The organism is Pseudonocardia aurantiaca (genome assembly GCF_039526725.1).
In the GTDB taxonomy this organism is placed as follows: Bacteria; Actinomycetota; Actinomycetes; order Mycobacteriales; family Pseudonocardiaceae; genus Pseudonocardia; species Pseudonocardia aurantiaca.
Genome location: NZ_BAAAJG010000027.1, coordinates 197,421 through 218,835, shown reverse-complemented (window position 1 = coordinate 218,835; position 21,415 = coordinate 197,421). Strand labels below are relative to the sequence as shown.

Genomic DNA, 21,415 nt, shown 5'->3' with positions numbered 1-21,415 from the left:
TCACTCCGCGGCGAGGACGGCGGCCGGGGGCGTGCGGGTCACCCTCAGCGCGGGCCCGGCCGCCAGCGCCAGCGCCACGAGCAGCGCCACCGGGGTCACGGCGACCAGGAGCGGGCCCGGCAGCGCGACGTCCCCCGCCACACCCGTGGCCGTGGCGACGTGCCACCACAGCACGCGCCCGCCCGCCAGCCCGAGCGGCACGCCGATCAGCACCGCGGGCAGCACTGTCGCCACCGCCATCACGGCGACGGCCGCCCGCACCTGAGCGGGCGTGGCCCCGAGCACGGCGAGCACGGCGACGTCGCGGGCGTGCCTCCGCCCGGCCGTGAGCAGGACGTGCGCGAGCCCGGCTGCGGCGGCCAGGGCCAGCACTGCCGCCAGCAGTTCCGGCAGCAGTCGCAGGTCGCCGAGGTTGCGCACCTCGTCGGGCACCTCGGGCCGGTAGACCTCGAGCCGGCTCGACAGCTCGCCGAAGAGCGCGTCGGCGTGACCGGGCACGGCCCCGACGTTCGCGTCGAGGATCGGCGTGTTCAGGGCGAGCGAGGCGAGCTGCCCCGGCACCACGAGCACCGCGCTGCCGAGCGGGGCGCGCTCCTCGCTCCGCACGACGACGATCCCCGTCACGGTCAGCGGCACCGGCCCGTCCGGCCCGGCCACCTCGACCCGCGCGCCCTCGACCAGCCCGAGCCGCTGCGCCGAGCGCGGGCCGACGGCGATCTCGCCCGAGCCTAACGGCACCCGCCCGGACACCACCTCGACGGGCAGCGCGCCCTTGAGCGACTCGATGGCGAGGGCGTCGACGGCGGCGGAGTCGCCCGCGAGCTGCACGGGGGCGGTGTGCACGAGGTCGACGTCGGCGACCCGGGGCTCGGCCACCAGGGCGGCGAGGTCGGGCGCTCTGGCGTCGATGACCATGAGGTCACCCGGCTCCCCGTAGCGCGCAGGCGACTCGACGAGCCGCGCGAGCCCGGCCCCGAACGTCGCGGTGGCGACGATCCCGGCCACGGCGAGCCCCACGCCCAGCACGGTGGTGACGGCAGGCACCCCGCCGCGCCCGGACCATGCCATCCGCACACCCAGCACCAGCGCGGGCCACCGCCCAATCCACGCGGCCTGCGGCACCGGTCTGGTCCGGCCCCTGCCGCGGGTGCCGGCGAGCGCGGCGGCCGCCGCCGTCAGCAGCACGAAGAGCACGGCGAGGCCGATCCCGCCGGCCACCGCGATCGGCCACGACGGGCGGAAGCCCGGAGCGGGTTCGAAGCGGGCCTGGCTGCCGAGCGGCTCGAGCATCCCGGCTGCCACGGCCACGGCGGCACCGACGGCCCCGGCGAGCACCGCACCCACGACACCGACCAGCACCCTGGCGGCCACCCGCTCGACCGCGGTGAGCCCCAGCGCCTGCTCGATCCACTGCGCCTCGCGGCGCGCGACGTGGTGGCGCGCCAGGCCCTGCCCGACGATCAACAGCCCGCCGAGTGCGACCACCGCGGCGAACACCGCGAGCCCGGCCACCAGCACCTGCTCGGCGGTCTGGACCGACGGGTCCGTCTCAGAAGTCGGGAAGCTCGGGCCCGGCGGCATGTAGTCGGCGACCACCGAGACGGTCGGGTCGGCGGCCTCGGCGGCGGCGAGCCCGGCCGCGAACGCGTCCCGCGTGGCCTGGGTGTCGTCCACGAGGCGCACGTGCGCCGTGCCCGCCCCGCCCGTTGCGTGCGACGCCGCGAAGGCGGGCGAGGCGAGTGCGTTGGAGAGCCCGTTGCCCCACGCCGGCATCCGCCCGATCCCGACCACGCGCATCCGCACAACCGCGCCGTCGGGCTCGCCGAACCCGACGGCGAACATCCCGATCTCCTCGGGGGTGAGCAGCCGCAGCGTCAGCTCGCTCCCGACACCCAGGCCGAGGTTCTCGGCGAGCGGTTCCCCGACCAGCAGCTCGTCCGCGGCATCCTCGGCGGGCGGCCGGCCCGCGACCACAACCGGCCGGACGAGGTCGGGCGGCTGGCCCGCCCCGGCCCCCACCGAGATGTAGCGCACCTCCGGCCCGTCCACCTGCGCCACCCAGCCGTCGACGAACCAGCTCTCGGCCACACCCGGCAGCGTCGGCACGGCGGCGATGAGCGCCGGCCGGTCGGTCGGCACCAGCATCCGCGCGTCGTCGAGCCCGACGGCCTGCACGAGCCGCGGGTACGCCGTGCGGGTGCGCTCGGACACGGCCGCCGACGCGAGCACGAGACCGCCCATCAGCCCGAACAGCAGCCCCATGGCGAGCAGGCCGCGCCAGCCGGCCCGCAGCTCGGCGCGGGCAACGGCGTGCAGCGCGCTCACGGCCCCGAAGCGGAGTCTGGCCACCTCAGCGCGCCCCGAGCGCCGCGACCCCGGTGGCCGCGACCGACTCCTCGGGCACCGGGACGTTCCCCTCCACCGTGGTCCCCGCGCCGGGCGCCGACCGGCACTCGACGCTGCCCCCCACCGCGCCGACCCGGTCGGCCATGTTCTGCAGCCCCGCACCGGGCACCCCACCTGCCACGAACCCCGGACCGGTGTCCGTGACGGTGAACCGGAGCGTGTCCTCGTCGGCGGCGAGGCGCAGCTCCACGTGCGCGCCGGGGGCGTGCTTCGCGGCGTTCTGCAGCGCCTCCAGGCAGCAGAAGTAGACGGCCGCTTCCACCTGCTCCGGGTAGCGCCCCACGCCGTCGGTCACGAACTGCGCCCGGCCGCGGGTGGCGGCCACGCGGAGCGCCTCGGTGAGCCCGCCGTCGCGCAGGAGCGGCGGGTAGATGCCGTGGGCGAGGTCGCGCAGGGTGGCGATCGCCTCGCGGACCCCGCGGTCGAGCTCGTCGAGCAGCGCAGGCTCGGACTCTCCGCTCCCGTTCCCGTTCCCGTTCCCGGCCGAACGCAGCTCGTCACGCACCAGCCGCAGCCCCACCGCGAGCGCGACGAGGTGCTGCTGCGCGCCGTCGTGGAGGTCGCGCTCGATGCGACGGCGCTCGGCGTCTGCGGTGGCGACGAGGCGCCGCCGGGACGCCAGCAGGTCGGCGTTCGTGCGGCGCAGGTCGGCCAGCGTGACCTGCAGCTGCTCGTCGAGCACGCGGTTGCGCAGGACGATCGCCAGCCGCCGCGCCACTTCGGCGAGCGCCCGTTCGTCGCCGCCGGTGAAGACGTCGGCGTCGGGGGCACGCTCGATGAGCACGAGCGCGAGCACCTTGCCGGCATGCACGGCCGGGGCAAGCCGCAGCTGCCGTCCGGCTGTCCGGTGGTCCAGCAGGCGGGGCAGCCACACCCGCAGCCAGCCGGGCCCGGCCACGCCTGCGCGCTGGAGCGCGGCCTGCTCGGCGCGCCCCAGCGGGGCGGGTGCCGCGGCGTCGGGGTCGGTGTCCACCGGTTGCGGGACCACCAGGCCCCGGTGCAGCTCGGCGCCGGTCCCGTCGTCCGTCCACAGCTCGACGCGCGCGAGCCGCCAGTCCCGGCGCATCGACTCGGCCAGCCTGCGCAGCACGTCGTCGATGGCGACGTCGCGGCCGGCCCGCTCGGCGACGTCGGCGAGCAGCTCGTCGGGGGAGCGGCGGGCGCCCAGCAGCGCCGAGCGCACGGAACCGGCGGCGCGCCGCCCCAGCGGCCCCGCCAGCAGCGCCGCGATCACAGCGGCGACCACCGCAGGCCCGACGAGCGCGGCCTCGGCCACATTCGGCAGCCGCCCGAGCACGAGCACCAGCGCGCCGAGCCCGAGCACCACCGCACCCGCGACGGCGGCGATACCCGCGCAGGTCACGAGCAGGCGGCTGCTCCCCCGCCGCAGTCCCGGCACCCATCCGGCGACGGCGCCGAGCACCAGCGCGGCCGCGGCGACGGCCTCGATGACCGGCAGCGACGGACGGCGCGCGCCGAGCCCGACGGCGGTGGCTCCGACCGCGAGGACGGCGACCGCGATCAGCAGGCCCGACAGCAGCAGCGAACGGCGGGCACGGCGGCCGGGCCGGTCAGCCACGGCCGGCGCCCGCGGTGAGGGGCTCCTCTGTAGTGGCAGGTGCACCGGAGTCCGGCGTCTCGATGCGGCCGTCCCGCATCCGCACGATCCGATGCGCGGCGCCCGCGACCTCGCGGCTGTGAGTGACCATGAGGATCGTCGCGCCGTCGCGGTGCAGCCGGGAGAACAGGTCGAGCACCTCGGCCTCGCCGTCGGAGTCGAGCGAGCCGGTCGGCTCGTCGGCCAGGAGCAGCGTAGGCCGGTTGGCGAGCGCCCTGGCGATGGCGACGCGCTGGCGCTGGCCGCCGGAGAGCGCGCCCGGCAGCTCGTCGGCACCGTCGAGGAGCCCGAGGCCGTCGAGGAGGTCGCGGGCCCGCGCGGTGGCCTGCGCCGGCCGCGCCCCACCGACGAGCGCGGCCAGCGCCACGTTCTCCAGCGCGGACATGTGCTCGATGAGGTGGAAGAACTGGAAGACGAGCCCGACGTGGCGGCGCCGCAGCCGGGCCAGGCGCGCCGCGCCCAGCTCCTCGGTGCGCACCCCGGCGAGGCTGATGCTGCCCTCGTCGGCGTCGTCGAGCCCGGCGAGCAGGTGCAGGAGCGTGGACTTGCCGCACCCGGACGGGCCCATCAGCGCCACGAACTCGCCGCGGCGGACGGTGAGATCCACCCCGCGCAGCGCCCGCACCGGCGGCGACCGGAACGACTTGCGCAGCCCGCGGACCACCAGGTCCGCCCCAGATTCCGACACCAAACCACCCTAGAAACTGATCCATCCGGCGGTCCGGCCCACTGCCACGACTCGCAGCGGTGGTGCTGGCACCACCGCTGCGGGCAGAGTCGTCCGCGTTCGGCCGCGTGTTACCGGCCGGTCGCTGCGGCCTCACGCAGACGCCAGGGCCGCGGGCTTCAGCCGCGCCGCGAGGTAGGGGGCGGTCCGGCCTGCGCGCTGCGCCGCGATCTCGGCCGGCGTCCCGGCGGCGACCACCCGCCCTCCGTCGTTGCCCCGCGCCCGGGTCCGCAGGCTGCCCGATGGGCCTGCCCGTGTCGGCCCGTGTCACCGGCGCGTCAACCGGCCCGCGGCGTCGTAGGCCTCCGACTCCTGCTTGTGCATCCGCTCGTCGTGCCCGATCTGGCGCAGCAGGTCGGCCAGCGTCGGGAGCGCTCCGTACTCACGGGCGAACGCGCTGCCGTGGGGCTGCGTGTCGAACTCCGGGTGCTCCTCGACGAATCGCGCGTACTCGCGCTCGGCGTGGTCCTCGAAGTCGGCGTTGAGCCGGTAGCTCCAGCGCGGCGAGACCAGGAACATCAGCCAGGAGACGTGGTACCAGCTCGCCGCGAGCACCCAGGGCAGTGCACGAAAGCGCAGCCAGGACCGGCCGCCACCGCGGGCCGCCACCAGCTCGGTGAGGATCAGCAGGTGCCACTGCTCGTTGTCCTGCTGCTCGCGGGTCTCGATGATCCGCTCGCGGATGCGGCGGGCGAGCCCACCGTCGCGGTGCCATTGCGTCATCGCGCGGTAGGCGGCGTTCTCCCAGATCTGGTAGGGCACCCGCGCCACGATTTCGAGCACCTGGAACTTCTCCAGCGTGCGGCGCCGCCCGTACATCAGGTCCATCGTGACGAACAGCAGCCGCGCGAGCGCTCCGTAGCGCCGAGGGGCCGCGTGCAGCGTCATGAGCTGTTCGCGACGCAGCGCACGGCGGCCGAGCTTGGGTGTGCTGGCCGCGGTGGTCGCGGGGCCGTCGCCGAACAGCGGCACCCGCTGCATCGGGGGGATCGGCGGGCTCGGCTGGAACGGCACAGCGGGCACGGTGGGGAGGGTCGGGATCGTCGGCGTCGTCATGCCGAGAAGCCTGCGGTTGAAAGGCTTCCGGCTCGACCGTGCTCACCCGTCGAACACGGTGCGGCCAGCACCCCGAAACCCGCGTGCGGCCAGCACCCCGAATGCCCCGTGCGGCCGCCACCCGACGGCCCGGTGCGGCTATCCCGCGCCGAGCAGTGCGGGCTCGGTCGCCAGCCCCAGCAGCCGCTCCCGCGGCTCGGGCAGCAACCTGCGCGCGGCGGCGTCGAGCAACCCCATCCGGCAGGTGATCTCGGCGGCCACGACGTCCTCGCCGTCGTCCGCACCGTCCCGGCCGCGGCGGCGCAGCGTGTGCGCGAACTCGAACGTCTTCCCCTCACCGAACCTGATGCGCGAGCCGACCTCGATCAGATCGCGGTAGCGCAGCTCGCTCAGGAACCGGCAGTGGGTCTCCAGCAGGACGATGCCCATGCCCTTCTCGACCAGCCTGGTCATCGAGCAGCCGGCAGCGGTCAGGTGCTCGGTACGGGCGTGCTCGCCGTAGCGGTGGTAGTTGGCGTGGTTCACGTGCCCGTTGACGTCGAGCTCGTAGCTGCGGACCGCGATGCGCACGGCGAAGTGACCTTCCATGACGGCAGCATCGCCCACACCGGGCGCCGCCGGCCGCCCACCCGCTCGTGTCAGTGGGTGGGGCGGATCCGCCCGGCCACCTGGGGGGCGGGCTGGGGGTGGAACGGCCCCACCGGGTGCAGCGGCGGCCGCGGCGGCGACGCGGGGTACCGCGCGACGTCGGACGCGCGCTGCCGCCGCACGGCGGGGCTGTCGCAGCTCAGCGCCCTGAGCACCGCGTCGAGGTCGCAGTACTCACCGGTCGAGAGGGCCCACAGCTCGGCGCGCGTGTAGGCGTCGGCGCCGTAGTTCTCGGCGTGCATGAGGATCTGCCACTTGGCAGCCGGGTAGACCAGCCCGGCCAGCACCTGGGAGACGCGTTGAGCGTCGGCGCGGGGGTTCCTGCGGTACACGACGTTCCTCCCTCTGGGCACCCTGGCTACATCCATGGAGCTCGGATGTACCCCACGTCACATTGGACCAAACCGGTGACGGGGGGTGATGTTGTGCCGCTATGTGGGCGCCCGTAGGGTTGAACGGCGGTTGAGACCACAGTCGCGCCACGAGTCCACGCACATCTCGCAACATTCGAGGAGCCGGTGCGCATGAGCGGCGATCTCCCAGCCGAGCGCGGGGGAACGGGCGACGCTGAGGAGATCGGTGAGGTCGTTCGTTTCGATGTGATCGGTCATGGCGACAACGCGCGCGTCCTGCACGTCGTCGGGGAGATCGACACCCTCACCGCGCCGATACTGCGTGGGCGCCTGGGCGAGCAGCTCGCCGAGGCCCGGCTGCTGGTCCTCGATCTGACCGATGTCACCTTCCTCGGTTCGGCAGGGCTCGCCGTGCTCGTCGCCGCGAAGGACGACGCCGACCGCCGCCAGCACACGCTGCGGCTGGTTCTCGGCTCGCGGATCGTCACGCGCGCGCTGGAGGCCACCGGCCTGCTGGGGCTCTTCGACATCGCCGAGGGTGTGCCGCAGGCGCTGGAGGCGGCAGGATAGCAGGGCGGATAGCCTGCGCTCGGAGGCGTAAAGGCGCCTGGTGGCCCTCGCGGTCTTCAAAACCGACGTGGCCGAGCATCTCGGTCAGGCGGGTTCGATTCCCGTCCGCCTCCGCCAAACTCAGGTTTGATCGCCCGCCCACGGGGGAACGGCCCGCCGTGGGAGTTCGTCAATGGATCGAGAGCTGGCCGGTCGTCCGGCAGGCGGTAGGGGCCGACCACACGGCACGGGGGGACGCGGCCCGGTCTCCCCGCACCGGGCGGCTGCGGTCGCGGATCGAGGAAGCGGACCGGGTCGTCCCGTCTATCTGCCCGTACTGCGCCGTGGGCTGTGGGCAGCGCGTCTTCGTGAAGGACGAACAGGTCACCCATATCGAAGGTGACCCCGACTCCCCCATCTCGCTCGGCAAGCTCTGCCCGAAGGGCGCCGCGTCCAAGCAGCTCGTCACCCGCCCGGACCGGATCACCCAGGTCCGGTACCGCAGGCCCGGCGGCACCGAGTGGGAGGACCTCGACCTCGACACGGCGATGCAGATGATCGCCGACCGCGTCCTGGAGACCCGGCGGCGGACGTGGGAGGACACCGACCACGAGGGCCGTCCACTGCGCCGCACGATGGGCATCGCCCATCTCGGCGGCGCCACGCTGGACAACGAGGAGAACTACCTCATCAAGAAGCTGTACACGGCGCTCGGCGCGATACAGGTGGAGAACCAGGCGCGCCTTTGACACAGCTCCACCGTCCCCGGTCTGGGGGTGTCCTTCGGTCGCGGCGGCGCCACGACGTTCATGCAGGACCTCTCGAAGAGCGACTGCATCGTGATTCAGGGGTCGAACTTCGCCGAGTGCCATCCCGTCGGCTTCCAGTACGTCATCGACGCGAAGACGCGTGGCGCGAAGATCATCCACGTCGACCCGCGGTTCACGCGCACCAGCGCGCTCGCCGACCTGTACGTCCCGATCCGGGCGGGCACGGACATCGCCCTGCTCGGCGGCCTGATCAATTACGTGCTCAGCGAGGGCAAGGAGTTCCGCGAGTACGTCGTCGCGTACACCAACGCCGCCGCGATCATCAACGATGAGTACCGCGACACCGAGGACCTCGACGGGCTCTTCAGCGGATGGGACGAGGAGAACCACACCTACGACACGGAGACGTGGTCGTACGCGAACGGGCAGCGCGGCCCGGAGCACGCCACACACGGCGGCGAGCACCAGCGCGAGACGGCGGGCGGCGACAAGTACGGCAGCGGCGGCGCGCCGGTGCCGCACAAGCCGCGCCGCGAACCGACCCTGCAGGACCCGCGGTGCGTGTTCCAGATCCTCAAGCGGCACTACGCCCGCTACACGCCTGAGTTCGTCGAGGAGATCTGCGGGATCCCGCAGGAGACGTTCCACGAGCTGGCGCGGGCGATCACGGAGAACAGCGGCCGGGACCGCACCACCAACTGGTCCTACGCGGTGGGCTGGACCCAGCACAGCGTCGGGGTGCAGTACATCCGGGCCGCGTCGATCCTGCAGGCGCTGCTGGGCAACATCGGCCGTCCCGGCGGCGGCGTCCTCGCGCTGCGCGGGCACGCCTCGATCCAGGGGTCGACGGACATCCCGACGCTGTTCAACCTGCTGCCCGGCTACCTGCCGATGCCCGCGGGCAAGCGCGGCGCCTCGCTCGCCGACTACATCGAGCCCGACGCGGGCAAGCCCGGGTTCTGGGGCGACATGCCCAAGTACATCGTGAGCCTGCTCAAGGCATGGTTCGGCGACGCGGCCACAGCCGAGAACGACTACGGGTTCGATTGGCTCCCGCGGCTCACGGGCGACCACAACAACTACGCCACCGTGCTCGACATGGTCGAGGGGAAGGTGCCCGGCTACATCATCGCGGGCGAGAACCCGGCCGTGGGAGGGGCGAACGCACGTGTGCAGCGCAAGGCGCTCGCCGCGGCCGAGTGGGTGGTCGTGCGAGACATGTCGTGCGTCGAGACTGCCACGTTCTGGAAGGACTCCCCGGAGATCGAGAGCGGGGAGCTGCGCACCGAGGACATCGACACCGAGGTGTTCTTCCTCCCAGCGGCGTCCCACGTGGAGAAGGACGGGACGTTCACCAACACCCATCGGCTGCTGCAGTACCGGCACAAGGCCGTGGAGCCACCCGGCGACTCCCGCAGCGACCTGTGGTTCTTCTACCACCTGGGCCGGATCCTCAAGGAGCGCCTCGCCGACTCCGACGACCCGCGCGACGCTCCCGTCAAGGCGCTCACGTGGGACTACGGCGCGCATGGCCCGAAGGCCGAGCCGTCGGGCGACCACGTGCTGCAGGAGATCAACGGCTACGGCCCCGGCGGCGAGCTGCTCGACGCCTACACCCAGCTCCGCGACGACGGTTCCACGCGCTGCGGCTGCTGGATCTACACCGGGGTGTACGCCGACGGCGTGAACCAGGCCGCGCGCCGCAAGCCGGCGCGGGAGCAGGACTGGGTCGCCCTCGAGTGGGGCTGGGCGTGGCCCGCGAACCGACGGCAGCTCTACAACCGCGCCTCCGCTGACCCCGACGGGAAACCCTGGAGTGAGCGCAAGGCCCTCATCTGGTGGGACGGGGAGCGGTGGACCGGCCGGGACGTCCCCGACTTCCCGCCGGGCACCCCGCCGGACTACCAGCCGCCGCCCGACGCCAAAGCAGGCAAGGCGCTCGCGGGCGACGACCCGTTCATCATGCAGACCGACGGGAAGGCGTGGCTGTTCGCGCCCAACGGCCTCGTGGACGGCCCGCTGCCCACGCACTACGAACCGGTGGAGACGCCTTACCGGAACCTGCTGTACCCCGCCCACACCAGCAACCCCGCGGTGAAGAACAACGACAGCACTGACAACCCGCACCACCCCGTGGGTTCGCGGGTGTTCCCGTTCGTGCTCACCACCTACCGGCTCACCGAGCACCACACCGGCGGCGGCATGAGCCGGTTCGTCCCCTACCTGGCCGAGCTGCAGCCGGAGGCGTTCTGCGAGGTCTCCCCCGAGCTGGCGCGCGAGCGCGGGCTCACCCACCTCGGCTGGGCGACCATCGTCACCGCGCGCAGCGCCATCGAGCTGAAGGTGCTCGTGTCCGCACGCATGGTGCCGCTGCGGGTGGAGGGGCACGAGACCCACCAGATCGGCGTGCCGTGGCACTACGGCACCAACGGGCTCGCCACCGGTGACAGCGCCAACGACCTGTTGTCGATCACGCTCGACCCCAACGTCCACATCCAGGAGTCCAAGGTGCTCACCTGCGACATCCGCCCCGGGCGGCGCCCGCGCGGACCTGAGCTACGCGCCCTCGTCGACGACTACCGGGGCCGGGCGGGGCTCGCATGAACGGCGACCACCCGGGGCGAGGTGGCGTGCACCCCATCCTCAAGAAGCCGACGTGGAAGAACCCCGACGCACCGATCTACCTCTAGGAGCGTGTCGCGGGAGGCGGTTCTAGCTCTTCGGTGCGATGGTGAAGCTGTGGACCGCCTCGACCTCACCGCGCTGAGCGCGGCCGAGATCGGGTCGCGTGTGCGGGACGGGCGCAGCACCGCCGTCGACGTCGCCCGCGCGCACCTGGCCCGGATCGCCGAGCGCGAGCCGGTCATCGGGGCGTTTCAGGAGCACGACCCGGGGCGGGTGCTCGCCGAGGCGGGCGGCGTCGACTCCCGTCCGGACCGCTTCGCGCTCCCGCTAGCCGGGGTGCCCGTCGCCGTCAAGGACAACGTCGACGTCGCCGGCTACCGAACGAGGTTCGGCTCCCTCGCCGTTTGCGCCGAGCCGGCCCGCCGCGACGACGAGCTGGTCAAGCGGCTGCGCGCCGCCGGCGCAGTGGTCGTCGGGAAGACGCGGCTGCCCGAGCTGGCGATCTGGGGGTTCACGCACTCCGCGCTCGGCGTCACCCGCAACCCGCTCGACGAGTCCCTCGACCCCGGCGGCTCCAGCGGCGGCAGCGCGGCCGCGGTGGCGGCCGGGATGGCGGCGCTCGCGCTGGGCACCGACGGCGGCGGGTCGATCCGCATCCCCGCCGCGTACTGCGGGCTGGTGGGCCTCAAGCCCGGCCCGGGCGTCGTGCCGGTCCCCGGCGGGGCGGAGGCGCACTGGTTCGGGCTGAGCGAGGCCGGGCCGCTCGCGCGAACGGCCGCGGACGCCACGCTGATGCTGGGGGTGCTGAGCGGTGCGCCCGTCGATCTCGACCGGCCGGGCCCCACTCGGGTCGCCCTGTCCCTGCGCACCCCGTCGCCGATCGCGCGGATGCACGCCGAGCAGCAGGCCGCGGCCATCGGGGCGGCCGCCCGGCTGCGGGCCGGGCCCGGGGGCGCCGAGGTCGCGCTGGCCGATCCGCCGTATCCCCAGGGCCTGACCGGCCAGTGGATGCGCCGCTGGCTCGCCGGGGTGGCGCAGGACGCCGACGCGCTAGGCCTCGATCTCTCCCTCGTCGAGCCGCGGACGGCCGCGGTCGTCCGCAAGGGCAGGCGGGTGCTCCGCTTCACACCGCCTCGCGGGGGCGCGCCCGCGGCGTGGCGCAACCGGTTCCTCGCGTGGATGGACGAGGGCGGCTTCGACGTCCTCGTGAGCCCGGCCGTCGCCGCCCCGCCCGTCGGTGCCGGAGCGATGGCCGGGCGCCGCTACCGGTCCACCCTCGTCAGCTCGGCCACCCGGGTGCCGTGCACCCAGGCGTGGAACCTCGCCGGGCTGCCCGCCGCGGTAGCGCCGGTACTCGTGGACGGGCGCCCGATCGGCGTGCAGATCGTCGGACGGCCCGGCTCCGAGGCCGCCCTCCTCACCGCCGCGGCCCGCCTCGAACGGCGGGTGGTCCCCGCGACGGGCGCGGCGGCGCCACGCGTGTATGCGTAGCGCCGCCGGCGGCTACCGCAGGTGGATCACTTCTGGTTCTTCCAGGGACCCGTGATCGCGAACATGATCCCGGGCGTCTGGATGCTGCCGAACAGCACCTTCTTGTCGTGCGAGAAGACCGGCCCCGTGAACTCGCTGCCGTTGCCGAGCTCATTGCGGGCCAGCGCGAACGGCTCGCCCTTGCCGGAGACGCCGACGAGGTGCTGCACACCCTCGCCGTCCTCGGCGACGATCAGGCCGCCCCACGGGGAGACGGTGATGTTGTCCGGCCCGTCGAACGCACCATCCTGGTCCGGGTTCGGGTTGACCCCGAACCGCACCTTGAGGGTGATGGTGGACCGCTTCGGGTCGTAGAACCACACCTGGCCGTCGTGCGCGGCACCCGGGCTCTCGGTACGCGCGTAGCTGGCGACGACGTACGCGCCGCCGTCGCCCCACCACGCGCCCTCGATCTTGCGCCCGCGGGTCACCTGGTCCGGGCCGAACTGCTTGCGGGTGGACGTGGTCCGCGCGTCGCGGTCGGGCACCGGCGTCCAGGTGACCTTGTAGGTGGTGCCGATCGCGGTGGCCCGGGAGACGTCGTCGATGAACACGCCCGCCGCGTCGGTGCAGCGCATCGCACCCAGCTCACCCTCGGTCGGGCCGAGCTTGCGCAGCGCACCCTTGCCGCCCTTGAAGCCCTTCGGCGCCGCCCAGCGGTACAGCAGGCCGTTGGGGGTGTCGGCGTCCTCGGTGAGGAGGATGTCGCCGCTCTTCGGGTCGACCACGGCGGCCTCGTGCGCGAACCGGCCGAGCGCCTTGATCGGCTGCGGGTCGCGGTTGGCCGCCATGTCGAACGGGTCGACCTCGAAGACGTAGCCGTGGTCCTTCGTGCGGCCGGCACCCGCGAGGACCTCAGTCTCCTCGCACGTGAGCCAGGTGTCCCACGGCGTGATGCCACCGGCGCAGTTCTGAACGGTGCCCGCGATGGCGACGTACTCACGGAGGCGGTTGCCGTCGCGGTCGGTCTCGACGACCGTGCAGCCACCGGCGCTGCCCGGGTCGTAGACGAGGCCCTCGAGGTGCGGCACCGGGAGCGGGGTGGTCGCGAACGGGCTGCTGAGCTCGTGGTTGTAGACGATCGCGGTGCCGCCGCCCTTCGTCTTGAAGGCACCAGCGCCGTCGTGGTTGCTCGGGGTGGGCTCCCCCGACTCGAGGCGGGTCACCCCGGCCTCGGTGACAACCGCGTAGCGGAAGCCCTCGGGGAGCGCGAGCCGTCCCGCCGGGTCGGGGACGAGCGGCCCGTACCCGGCCGAGCCGGCGGGGGCGGCAGCCGCGTTCGGGGCGGTCAGCAGCAGGTCGCCGGCCGCGCCCAGCAGCACGACCCCGGCTCCGGCTGCGGCGCCTGCCTGGAGGAAGCCCCGGCGGGACAGTCCCTCTGTCATCGATGTGTCTCCCTGACGTTCGTGACCGATCGGTTCACCCGACCGGGTGGTGGTCGGCACACGCTGTCCCACGGACGCGGCAGGAAGATGAACGGAATACATCCGGATGAGGTACCCAAGCGGACCCGTTGATGCCCTGATAGGACGAATCCGGCATGCAAGCTGGTTTGATCGTCAGCTCGGCGGCAGCCACTCGCCCGAACGCAGGAACTGCTCGATGGCGGCTGTGTACGGGGCGAGATCCATCCCCTGCCGGGCCACCCAGCCGTCGTCGTAGTAGCTGTGCCGGTAGCGCTCGCCGCCGTCACAGATGAGCGTGACCACGCTGCCGCGCACCCCGGACGCGAGCATCCGCGCGACGAGCTGCCAGACACCCCAGAGGTTGGTGCCCGTCGAACCACCCGCCCACCTCCCGGTCACGGCCCGCAGGTGCCGCACCGCAGCCACGCTCGCCGCGTCGGGCACGGGGATCATCAGGTCGATCACACTCGGGACGAAGCTGGGCTCGGTCCGCGGGCGGCCGATCCCCTCGATCCGCGAGGGCATTCCGGTGCCGTAGTCCGGCACGTCGAGCGTCCAGCCGGGGAAGTAGGACGAGTTCTCCGGGTCGACCACGGCGAGCCGCGTGGGGTGGCGGCGGTAGCGCAGGTAGCGCCCGATCGTGGCGGACGTGCCGCCGGTGCCGGCCCCCACGACGACCCACTCCGGCACGGGGAACCGCTCCATCGCCAGCTGGTCGAAGATCGACTCGGCGATGTTGTTGTTGCCCCGCCAGTCGGTGGCCCGCTCGGCGTAGGTGAACTGGTCGATGTAGTGCCCGCGGGTCTCCGCCGCGAGCCGCTCGGCCTCGGCGTACATGCCGGCAGGCCGGTCCACGAAGTGGCACTTCCCGCCGTACCGCTCGATCAGCGCGATCTTCTCCGGGCTCGTGGATCGGGGCATGACCGTCACGAACGGCACCCCGACCAGCTGCGCGAAGTACGCCTCCGACACCGCGGTCGACCCGGAGCTCGCCTCGACGACCGTGGTGCCCTCGACGATCCAGCCGCTCGTCAGCGCATAGAGGAAGAGCGACCGAGCCAGCCGGTGCTTGAGGCTCCCCGTCGGGTGCACCGACTCGTCCTTGAGATAGACGTCGATGCCCCAGTCCGGCGGCAGGGGGAAGGGGTGCAGGTGGGTGTCGGCAGAGCGGTTGGCGTCGGCCTCGACGCGGCGGACCGCCTCGGTGACCCAGGCACGGGTGCGGCCTGAGGAGCGATCAACCGGCTCGAACACAACCAGACGGTAGCGGCCGGCCCCACGCCCCTCCCGAACGCCGGGGCGGGGTGGGCCAACGCACTCCTCTGCGCGCCGTCCCCCGGCCGCGGCTCAGCGCAGCACCACCCGGCCCGTTCCCGCCCGCGCGCGGCCGATGACCGCCGCCGGTGCGCCCAGGCCGGCCACCGCCTCCTCGGCACGCTCGGGAGCCGCACCGAAGAGGAGCCCGCCCGAGGTCTGGGCGTCGGCGAGCAGGAGGACCTCCAGCTCGGGAAGGTCGCCGTCGTCGACGCGCGGGGCCACCCAGTCGCGGTTGCGGCGTGTGCCGCCCGGGATCGTCCCGGCTGCGGCGAGCGCCCTCGTGCCGGGCAGGAAGGGCACCGCGGCCACGTCCAGCTCGACGTCCACGCCCGACGCCGCGGCCATCTTGGTCAGGTGCCCGAGCAGACCGAACCCGGTGACGTCGGTGCAGCCGGTCGCCCCGGCGGCGAGCGCGGCGGCCGATGCGGCTGCGTTGCTCGCCGTCATCGACGCGACGGCGGCCGCCTCGACGCCAGGCGGCGCGGTGCCTGCCTTGATCGCCGTGGTGGCCACGCCGACGCCGAGCGCCTTCGTGAGCACGAGCGCGTCGCCGTAACGGAGCCCGGTGTTGGTGAGCACGCGGTCCGGGTGCACCTCGCCGACGACGGCGAGCCCGTACTTCGGCTCCGGGTCGTCGACGCTGTGCCCGCCCACAACCGCGAACCCGCCCTCGGCGCCGATCTCCGCACCCCCGGCGAGCACCTCGGCGAGCATCGACACCGGCAGCTCCGACGACGGCCATGCCACGAGGTTCAGGGCGAAGAGCGGCCGGCCGCCCATCGCGTACACGTCCGAGACGGCGTTCTGCGCGGCGATGCGGCCCCAGGTGCGGGGATCGTCGACGAGCGGGGTGAAGAAGTCGGTGGTGGCCACCAGCGCACGGTCGGCGTCGAGGCGCCACACGGCGGCGTCGTCGCCGGTCTCGGTGCCGACGACGAGATCGGGGTGGCGCGGCGGGGTGAGCGTGCTCAGCACCTCGGCCAGCAACCCGGGCGCGAGTTTGCAGGCGCACCCGGCGCCGTGGCTGAACTGCGTGAGACGCCGGGCGGTGGCGGAGCCGGTCATCGGTCAGACGTTACGACCCACCCGCTAGGAAAAGGAGCGACCAGACACGGGCTGTTCACGTGGTACCGCCGACCGCATGAATGCGCCCGCCCGCCGATCGGCGGTAGTTTCACCCCGAACCGGCGAACAAGCTACCGAACGTGACGATCAGCTCCCCACAGAACCCTGCTCAGTCCACTGGGGGCCTCCCGTCCTCCACCGGTCCGTTCGACATCGTCCGTCGTGGTTACGACCGCGACCAGGTCGACGTGCAGCTGCGGGAACTGCGCGACCGCCTCGCCTCCGCTGAGGCCGGCCGTCAGGCCGCGGAGCAGCACGCGCGCGCCACGGAGAAGGAGCTGCGCGCTCGCCAGCAGCAGGGCGACGCGCCGCTTGCCGCGGAGAGCTTCGGCTTCCGCGCGGAGAAGATCCTCCGCCTCGCCGAGCACGAGGCCGCCGACGTCCGCAACCGCGCGGCCAATGAGGCCACCGCCCTCGTCGAGCAGGCGCGCGCCGACGCCGAGCGCCACCGCCACGAGGTCGAGCAGAAGCTCATCGCCCGCTCCGCCGAGCTGGACCAGGAGGCCGCGCAGCGCAACGTGGCCATCCAGGAGCGCGAGCAGCAGGCCGCCGCCACCCTCGCCGCCGCCCGCGAGGACGCCGCGCGCATCCAGGAGGACGCGCGGCACGCCGCCGACGCGCTGGTCACCGAGGCGCAGAACCGCGCCGACGAGGTGCGTCAGCGCAGCGAGCAGGATCTCAAGCGCCGCCGCGAGGCCGCTGAGCAGGAGCTGCGCCGCATCGGGTCGCTGCACGAGGGCGTGCGCAACGAGATGGCCCGGCTCCACAAGCTCCTCGGCGCCGAGCTGGGTGACGGTCCCGCCAAGACCGGTGACGTCAGCGAGCGCAGCGCGCTTCCGATGCGCTCCGCCCGCCCGCAGCTGGAGAGCTCGTCGGTCTGACGCCGGCTACTGCACGCCCCACGGCCGGGCACCCGCTCGGGTGCCCGGCTGTATGCGTGACGGCGCGCCCGACAGTGGGTACGACGGCTGTGGGTACGGCGCCCCGCCCGTAGGGTGCTCGACTGTGAGCATCGTCGACCCGCGGCGCCTGATCCCGCGCACCGACGCGGTGCTCGCCGAGCCGCGGATCGCCGCCGCCGTCGAGCGGCTCGGCCGCGACATCGTCAAGTCCGCCGTCGCCGCGGCCCAGGAGCGCGTTCGCTGCGGCGAGGTCCCACCCGACCACGACGCCGTGGTCGAGGCGGCGCTCGACGCCCTCCCGGCCGCGGCCACCGGGCTGCGCCCCGTGCTGAACGCCACCGGCGTGCTGCTGCACACCAACCTCGGCCGCGCCCCCCTCTCCCCCGCCGCCCGAGCCGCGCTGGACGTCGCCGCCGGCACCTGCGACGTCGAGCTGGACCTGCACACGGGCGCCCGCGGCCCGCGCGGGGCCACCCTGCTCGCCGCTCTGCTCGACGCCGTCCCGACGGCGGCCGCCGCACACGTCGTCAACAACGGGGCGGCTGCGCTCGCCATGGTGGCCGCGGCCCTCGCCCCCGGCCGCGAGGTGATCATCTCCCGCGGCGAGCTCGTCGAGATCGGCGACGGCTTCCGCATTCCGGAGCTGCTCACCGCGGCCGGCGTGCGGCTGCGCGAGGTCGGCACCACCAACCGCACGAGCCGCGCCGACTATGCGGGCGCGGTCGGTGAGGACACCGCGCTGATCCTCAAGGTGCACCCGTCGAACTTCGTCGTCAGCGGTTTCACCCAGTCCGTCGGGATCGGCGAGCTGACCGGCCTCGGCGTCCCGGTTGTGGCGGACATAGGCTCCGGGCTGCTCGCCCCCCACCCGCTGCTGCCCGACGAGCCAGACGCCGCCACGGTGCTCGCCCAGGGCGCCGACCTCGTGACGGCCTCGGGCGACAAGCTCCTCGGCGGCCCGCAGGCCGGGCTGCTGCTGGGCGCCCCGGGGGTCGGCGCCGAGCTCGTGCAGCGGGTCCGGCGGCACCCGCTCGCCAGGGCGGTGCGCGCCGACAAGCTCACCCTCGCGGCCCTCGAAGCCACCCTGCGCGGCCCGCTGCCACCCGTGCGCGCGGCGCTCGCCGCGGACCCGCGAGAGATCCGGGCCAGGGCGGAGCGCCTCGCCGCCGCGCTCGCCGCAGCCGGGGTGGACGCCACGGCCATCGACTCCACCGCCGCCGTGGGCGGAGGCGGAGCCCCGGGGGTCACGCTGCCGAGCGCCGCCGTCGCGCTCCCGGAGCACTACGCCGCCGCCCTGCGCGCCGGCGACCCACCGGTGCTCGGCCGCGTCGAGCATGGCCGCTGCCTGCTCGACCTGCGTGCTCTGCCCGCGGATGCCGACGCCGCGCTGACCACTGCCGTGCTCGCCTGCAGCGGCTGAGCACATGCACGTCCTCGCCACGGCCGGGCACGTCGACCACGGGAAGTCCACCCTGGTCCGTGCACTGACCGGAATGGAGCCGGACCGGTGGGCCGAGGAGCGCCGCCGCGGCATGACGATCGACCTCGGCTTCGCCTGGACGACCCTGGAGTCGGGGCGCACGGTCGCGTTCGTCGACGTCCCCGGGCACGAGCGGTTCGTCAGCACGATGCTCGCCGGGGTGGGCCCCGTGCCGGCCGTCGTGCTCGTCGTGGCCGCCGACGAGGGCTGGATGCCGCAGTCCGCGGAGCACGTGGACGCGCTGTCCGCGCTCGGCGTCGATACCGGCCTCCTGGTGGTGACCCGCAGCGACCTGATGGAGCCCGAGCTCGCCCTTGCCGACGCCCGCGAGCACCTCGCCTGTACGCCGCTCGCAGAGGTTCCCGCCGTCGCCGTCGCGGCCACCACGGGCGCCGGTATGCCCGCCCTGCGCGCGGCCCTCGACGCGCTCGTGTCCCGCCTCCCCGACCCCGACCCCGGCGCGGACGTCCGGCTGTGGGTCGACCGCGCCTTCACGATCCGCGGCGCCGGCACGGTGGTGACGGGCACGCTCGGCGCGGGCCGGCTCCGGCTGGACGACGAGCTCGAGCTGCTGACCGCGTCGGGCGCGCGCAAGGTAGCGGTGCGCGGGCTGCAATGCCTCGGGGAACCGGTCGCGGAGGCGCACGGGGTGGCCCGGGTTGCCGTGAACCTGCGCGGGCTCCCCCGCGAGGCCGTGACCCGCGGGGACGTGCTGCTCACACCGGGAGCGTGGCTCGCCACGGATCTGGTCGACGCCCGGCTGCGGGCGGTGCGCTCTGGGGAGCCCGCCCCTGATCCGGCCGGGCTCCCGGCTGAGCTGAACCTGCACATCGGCGCCGCCGCCGCGCCCGCCCGGCTGCGGCCGCTCGGGCCCGACACGGTCCGGCTCAGGCTGCGCGGGCCGCTCCCGTTGCGCATCGGCGACCGGGCCGTCCTCCGCGACGCCGGGGCCCACGCGGTGGTCGCCGGGCTCACCGTGCTCGACGTGGCCCCGCCCGAGCTGCGCCGTCGCGGGGCGGGCGCGCGCCGGGCCGCGGATCTCGCCGGGATGGATGGCGTGGCGTCGGCGGCCGGGGAGCTGGCGCGCCGGGGTGTCGCCCGCCGCGCCGACCTGCTCGCGATGGGCGTGCCGGCGGGCAGCCTCGGTGCGCTCGGCGACGTGCCGGCCGCTGCGGGCTGGCTCGTGGACCCCGGCCGAGCGCGCGAGCTGCTGGCGGTGCTGGCCGCCGCCGTGGACGCGCACGACACCGCCGACCCGCTCGACCCCGGGCTGCCCGTCGAGGCCGCCCGCCGCGCGGCATCCCTGCCGGAGCCGCGCCTGGTGGACGCCGTGCTCCGATCCGCGGTGACCGACCTGGTGCTGCGCGAGGGCCGGGTGGTGCGCTCGGCGGAGCGCGCGCTACCCGCCCCGGTCCGTGCCGCGATGGCCACACTGCGCACCGACCTGGAGCGTGACCCGTTCGGCGCACCGGAGGCGGCCCGGCTCGCCGAGCTGGGGCTCGGACCTCGGCAGATCGCCTCGCTCGTGAAGGCAGGGCAGCTGATGCGCATCGCCGACGGGGTGGTGCTGCTGCCCGGCGCGGACCGGCTCGCCCTCGACGTCCTCGCCGGCCTGGGTGGGGAGTTCACGATCAGCGCCGCCCGGCAGGCGCTGGGCACCAGCCGCCGCGTTGCCGTCCCATTGCTGGAGCTGCTCGCGAGGACCGGACGCACGCTCCGCACCACCGACGGCCGCCACCGCCTCGTCTGACTGCCGGTGGGACACCGTGTCCCGCGCCGGAAGTCCGGTGCGTATATCGGCGGATCCAGGTTTCCGCTGGGTGTGCCGGGGCGCGGTCCTCGTACCGGGCGTACTCGGGCCGTGCGCCGGTGCGCCCAGCGGGGAGCTGGGCCGTCGAGATACGTGGTGGACTTCCGGCGCGGGACACCAAGTTGCGCTTGAAGTGGCAGAGTCCCGCGCCGAGCCCTACCGTGACTTCCGATGTCCGAGACCCGTGAAAACCTGCCGTCCGAGCCGTCGTCGATCCGACGCAGCGGGGACGCCGACGACCAGATCACCCTCGCCACGAGCAGCCCGGCCCCGGGCCAGGTCGTGATCGACGTGGGTGGTGAAGTCGACATGCTCACCTCCCCACAGCTGCGCTCGGCCGTTCTCGACCAGTTCGCGGCCGGCGCAGGCGTCGAGTTGGTGGTGCTCGACCTCGACAGCGTCACGTTCCTCGGCACGAGCGGGCTCGCCGTGCTGATCGAGATGCGGGAGGCGGCGCACGCCGCAGGCGTCGAGCTGCGGCTGGCGTGCACGGCGCGGCGGGTCCTGCGGCCGCTCACGATCGCCGGGCTCATCCCGCTGTTCGACATCCACGACACCATCGACCGGGCGCTGGCGAGCACCTGATCTCCCGTGGGAGGGCCTGACGGTAACCCTCTGTAGCGTGATGTGGGTCACACGTTGGCGGGGACGTTTGGCGCCTGAACCACCTGGGAACGAGCACCTCGATCGCCCGGAACGTCGGGCATGAGTGACAAGAGGTGGCGATGAGCGACGTTTCCCGGCTTCCCGGCCCGATGGACCACGCTTGGCAGTGGCAGCGCCTCGGTTCCTGCCGTGGCATGGACAGCGGGGTTTTCTTCCATCCGGACGGGGAGCGCAACCCGTCCCGGGCGCGGCGCACCGCGCAGGCGAAGGAGGTCTGCCGCCGGTGTCCGGTGATTGAGCAGTGCCGGGAGTTCGCGCTGCAGACCCGGGAGCCGTTCGGCGTGTGGGGTGGGCTCGCCGAGGCGGAGCGCCGGATCATCCTGGAGCAACGCGGCATCCCGATGGCGAGCTGACCGACCGACAGGTACGGCGGGGCGGGTCCTCTGCGGATCCGCCCCGCCGTCGTGTGTGGGCCCGGCGCGGCCGC

At 74.1% G+C, this 21,415-nt stretch carries 17 protein-coding genes and 1 tRNA gene; 9 read left to right on the top strand and 9 right to left on the bottom strand.

Annotation, left to right across the window (positions count from 1 at the left end; all coding sequences use genetic code 11):
* From ABD143_RS34005 to ABD143_RS33980, 6 genes are all read right to left on the bottom strand, one after another.
* Window positions 1–2,325: an FtsX-like permease family protein gene (locus ABD143_RS34005; protein ID WP_343986458.1), complete on the bottom strand. Its 2,325-nt coding sequence runs from the start codon at window positions 2,323–2,325 to the stop codon at window positions 1–3.
* A 25-nt stretch (window positions 2,326–2,350) separates the two neighbouring features.
* Window positions 2,351–3,985 carry a sensor histidine kinase gene (locus tag ABD143_RS34000; protein ID WP_343986455.1) on the bottom strand — a complete coding sequence of 545 codons (1,635 nt, stop codon included), beginning with the start codon at window positions 3,983–3,985 and terminating at the stop codon, window positions 2,351–2,353.
* Entirely contained in the window at window positions 3,978–4,712 is a 735-nt protein-coding gene (locus ABD143_RS33995) for an ABC transporter ATP-binding protein (protein ID WP_343986452.1), read from the bottom strand. Before ABD143_RS33995 ends, ABD143_RS34000 begins: the two co-directional genes overlap by 8 nt.
* A 306-nt stretch (window positions 4,713–5,018) precedes the next feature.
* The gene (locus tag ABD143_RS33990; RefSeq protein ID WP_343986450.1) at window positions 5,019–5,807 is read right to left on the bottom strand and encodes an alternative oxidase; all 789 of its coding nucleotides are present in this window, start codon (window positions 5,805–5,807) and stop codon (window positions 5,019–5,021) included.
* Window positions 5,808–5,945: 138 nt separating this feature from the next.
* Window positions 5,946–6,395 (bottom strand): acyl-CoA thioesterase, encoded by a 450-nt coding sequence (locus tag ABD143_RS33985; protein WP_343986448.1) that lies wholly within the window; start codon window positions 6,393–6,395, stop codon window positions 5,946–5,948.
* A gap of 50 nt (window positions 6,396–6,445) precedes the next feature.
* Complete coding sequence (locus tag ABD143_RS33980; protein WP_343986446.1) at window positions 6,446–6,787, bottom strand: DUF2795 domain-containing protein; 342 nt, start codon at window positions 6,785–6,787, stop codon at window positions 6,446–6,448.
* A gap of 192 nt (window positions 6,788–6,979) precedes the next feature.
* Between ABD143_RS33980 and ABD143_RS33975 the strand changes: the two genes are divergently transcribed.
* The 4 genes from ABD143_RS33975 (at window position 6,980) to ABD143_RS33960 (ending at window position 12,243) form a co-directional block, all read left to right on the top strand.
* A complete protein-coding gene (locus ABD143_RS33975; protein WP_343986444.1) occupies window positions 6,980–7,378 on the top strand; it encodes an STAS domain-containing protein in 399 nt (132 codons plus the stop codon).
* 21 nt (window positions 7,379–7,399) lie between these two features.
* Window positions 7,400–7,495: transfer RNA gene (locus ABD143_RS33970), tRNA-Sec, on the top strand.
* Window positions 7,496–7,536: 41 nt separating this feature from the next.
* Window positions 7,537–10,731, top strand: coding sequence for a formate dehydrogenase (gene fdh / locus ABD143_RS33965; RefSeq protein WP_343986442.1), 3,195 nt, complete (start codon window positions 7,537–7,539; stop codon window positions 10,729–10,731).
* A gap of 135 nt (window positions 10,732–10,866) precedes the next feature.
* Window positions 10,867–12,243, top strand: coding sequence for an amidase (locus ABD143_RS33960; RefSeq protein WP_343986439.1), 1,377 nt, complete (start codon window positions 10,867–10,869; stop codon window positions 12,241–12,243).
* 26 nt (window positions 12,244–12,269) lie between these two features.
* Here ABD143_RS33960 and ABD143_RS33955 read toward each other — a convergent pair whose 3' ends face one another.
* The 3 genes from ABD143_RS33955 to selD all read right to left on the bottom strand — a co-directional run bounded on the left by ABD143_RS33955 (window position 12,270) and on the right by selD (window position 16,070).
* Window positions 12,270–13,667 (bottom strand): alkaline phosphatase PhoX, encoded by a 1,398-nt coding sequence (locus ABD143_RS33955; RefSeq protein ID WP_343986436.1) that lies wholly within the window; start codon window positions 13,665–13,667, stop codon window positions 12,270–12,272.
* Between the two features lie 174 nt (window positions 13,668–13,841).
* The gene (gene cds1 / locus ABD143_RS33950; RefSeq protein ID WP_343986433.1) at window positions 13,842–14,942 is read right to left on the bottom strand and encodes an L-cysteine desulfhydrase Cds1; all 1,101 of its coding nucleotides are present in this window, start codon (window positions 14,940–14,942) and stop codon (window positions 13,842–13,844) included.
* Window positions 14,943–15,035: 93 nt separating this feature from the next.
* Window positions 15,036–16,070 (bottom strand): selenide, water dikinase SelD, encoded by a 1,035-nt coding sequence (gene selD / locus ABD143_RS33945; RefSeq protein ID WP_343986430.1) that lies wholly within the window; start codon window positions 16,068–16,070, stop codon window positions 15,036–15,038.
* 140 nt (window positions 16,071–16,210) lie between these two features.
* Here selD and ABD143_RS33940 point away from each other — a divergent pair, with 140 nt between their 5' ends.
* From ABD143_RS33940 to ABD143_RS33920, 5 genes are all read left to right on the top strand, one after another.
* On the top strand, window positions 16,211–17,011 hold the full coding sequence (locus tag ABD143_RS33940) for a coiled-coil domain-containing protein (RefSeq protein ID WP_343986426.1): 801 nt from the start codon (window positions 16,211–16,213) through the stop codon (window positions 17,009–17,011).
* Between the two features lie 130 nt (window positions 17,012–17,141).
* Window positions 17,142–18,452: an L-seryl-tRNA(Sec) selenium transferase gene (gene selA, locus ABD143_RS33935; protein ID WP_343987188.1), complete on the top strand. Its 1,311-nt coding sequence runs from the start codon at window positions 17,142–17,144 to the stop codon at window positions 18,450–18,452.
* A 4-nt stretch (window positions 18,453–18,456) separates the two neighbouring features.
* Window positions 18,457–20,262, top strand: coding sequence for a SelB domain-containing protein (locus tag ABD143_RS33930; RefSeq protein WP_343986423.1), 1,806 nt, complete (start codon window positions 18,457–18,459; stop codon window positions 20,260–20,262).
* A 231-nt stretch (window positions 20,263–20,493) separates the two neighbouring features.
* Entirely contained in the window at window positions 20,494–20,907 is a 414-nt protein-coding gene (locus ABD143_RS33925) for an STAS domain-containing protein (RefSeq protein ID WP_343986420.1), read from the top strand.
* A 140-nt stretch (window positions 20,908–21,047) separates the two neighbouring features.
* Complete coding sequence (locus tag ABD143_RS33920; protein WP_343986417.1) at window positions 21,048–21,341, top strand: WhiB family transcriptional regulator; 294 nt, start codon at window positions 21,048–21,050, stop codon at window positions 21,339–21,341.
* Window positions 21,342–21,415: the final 74 nt, after the last annotated feature.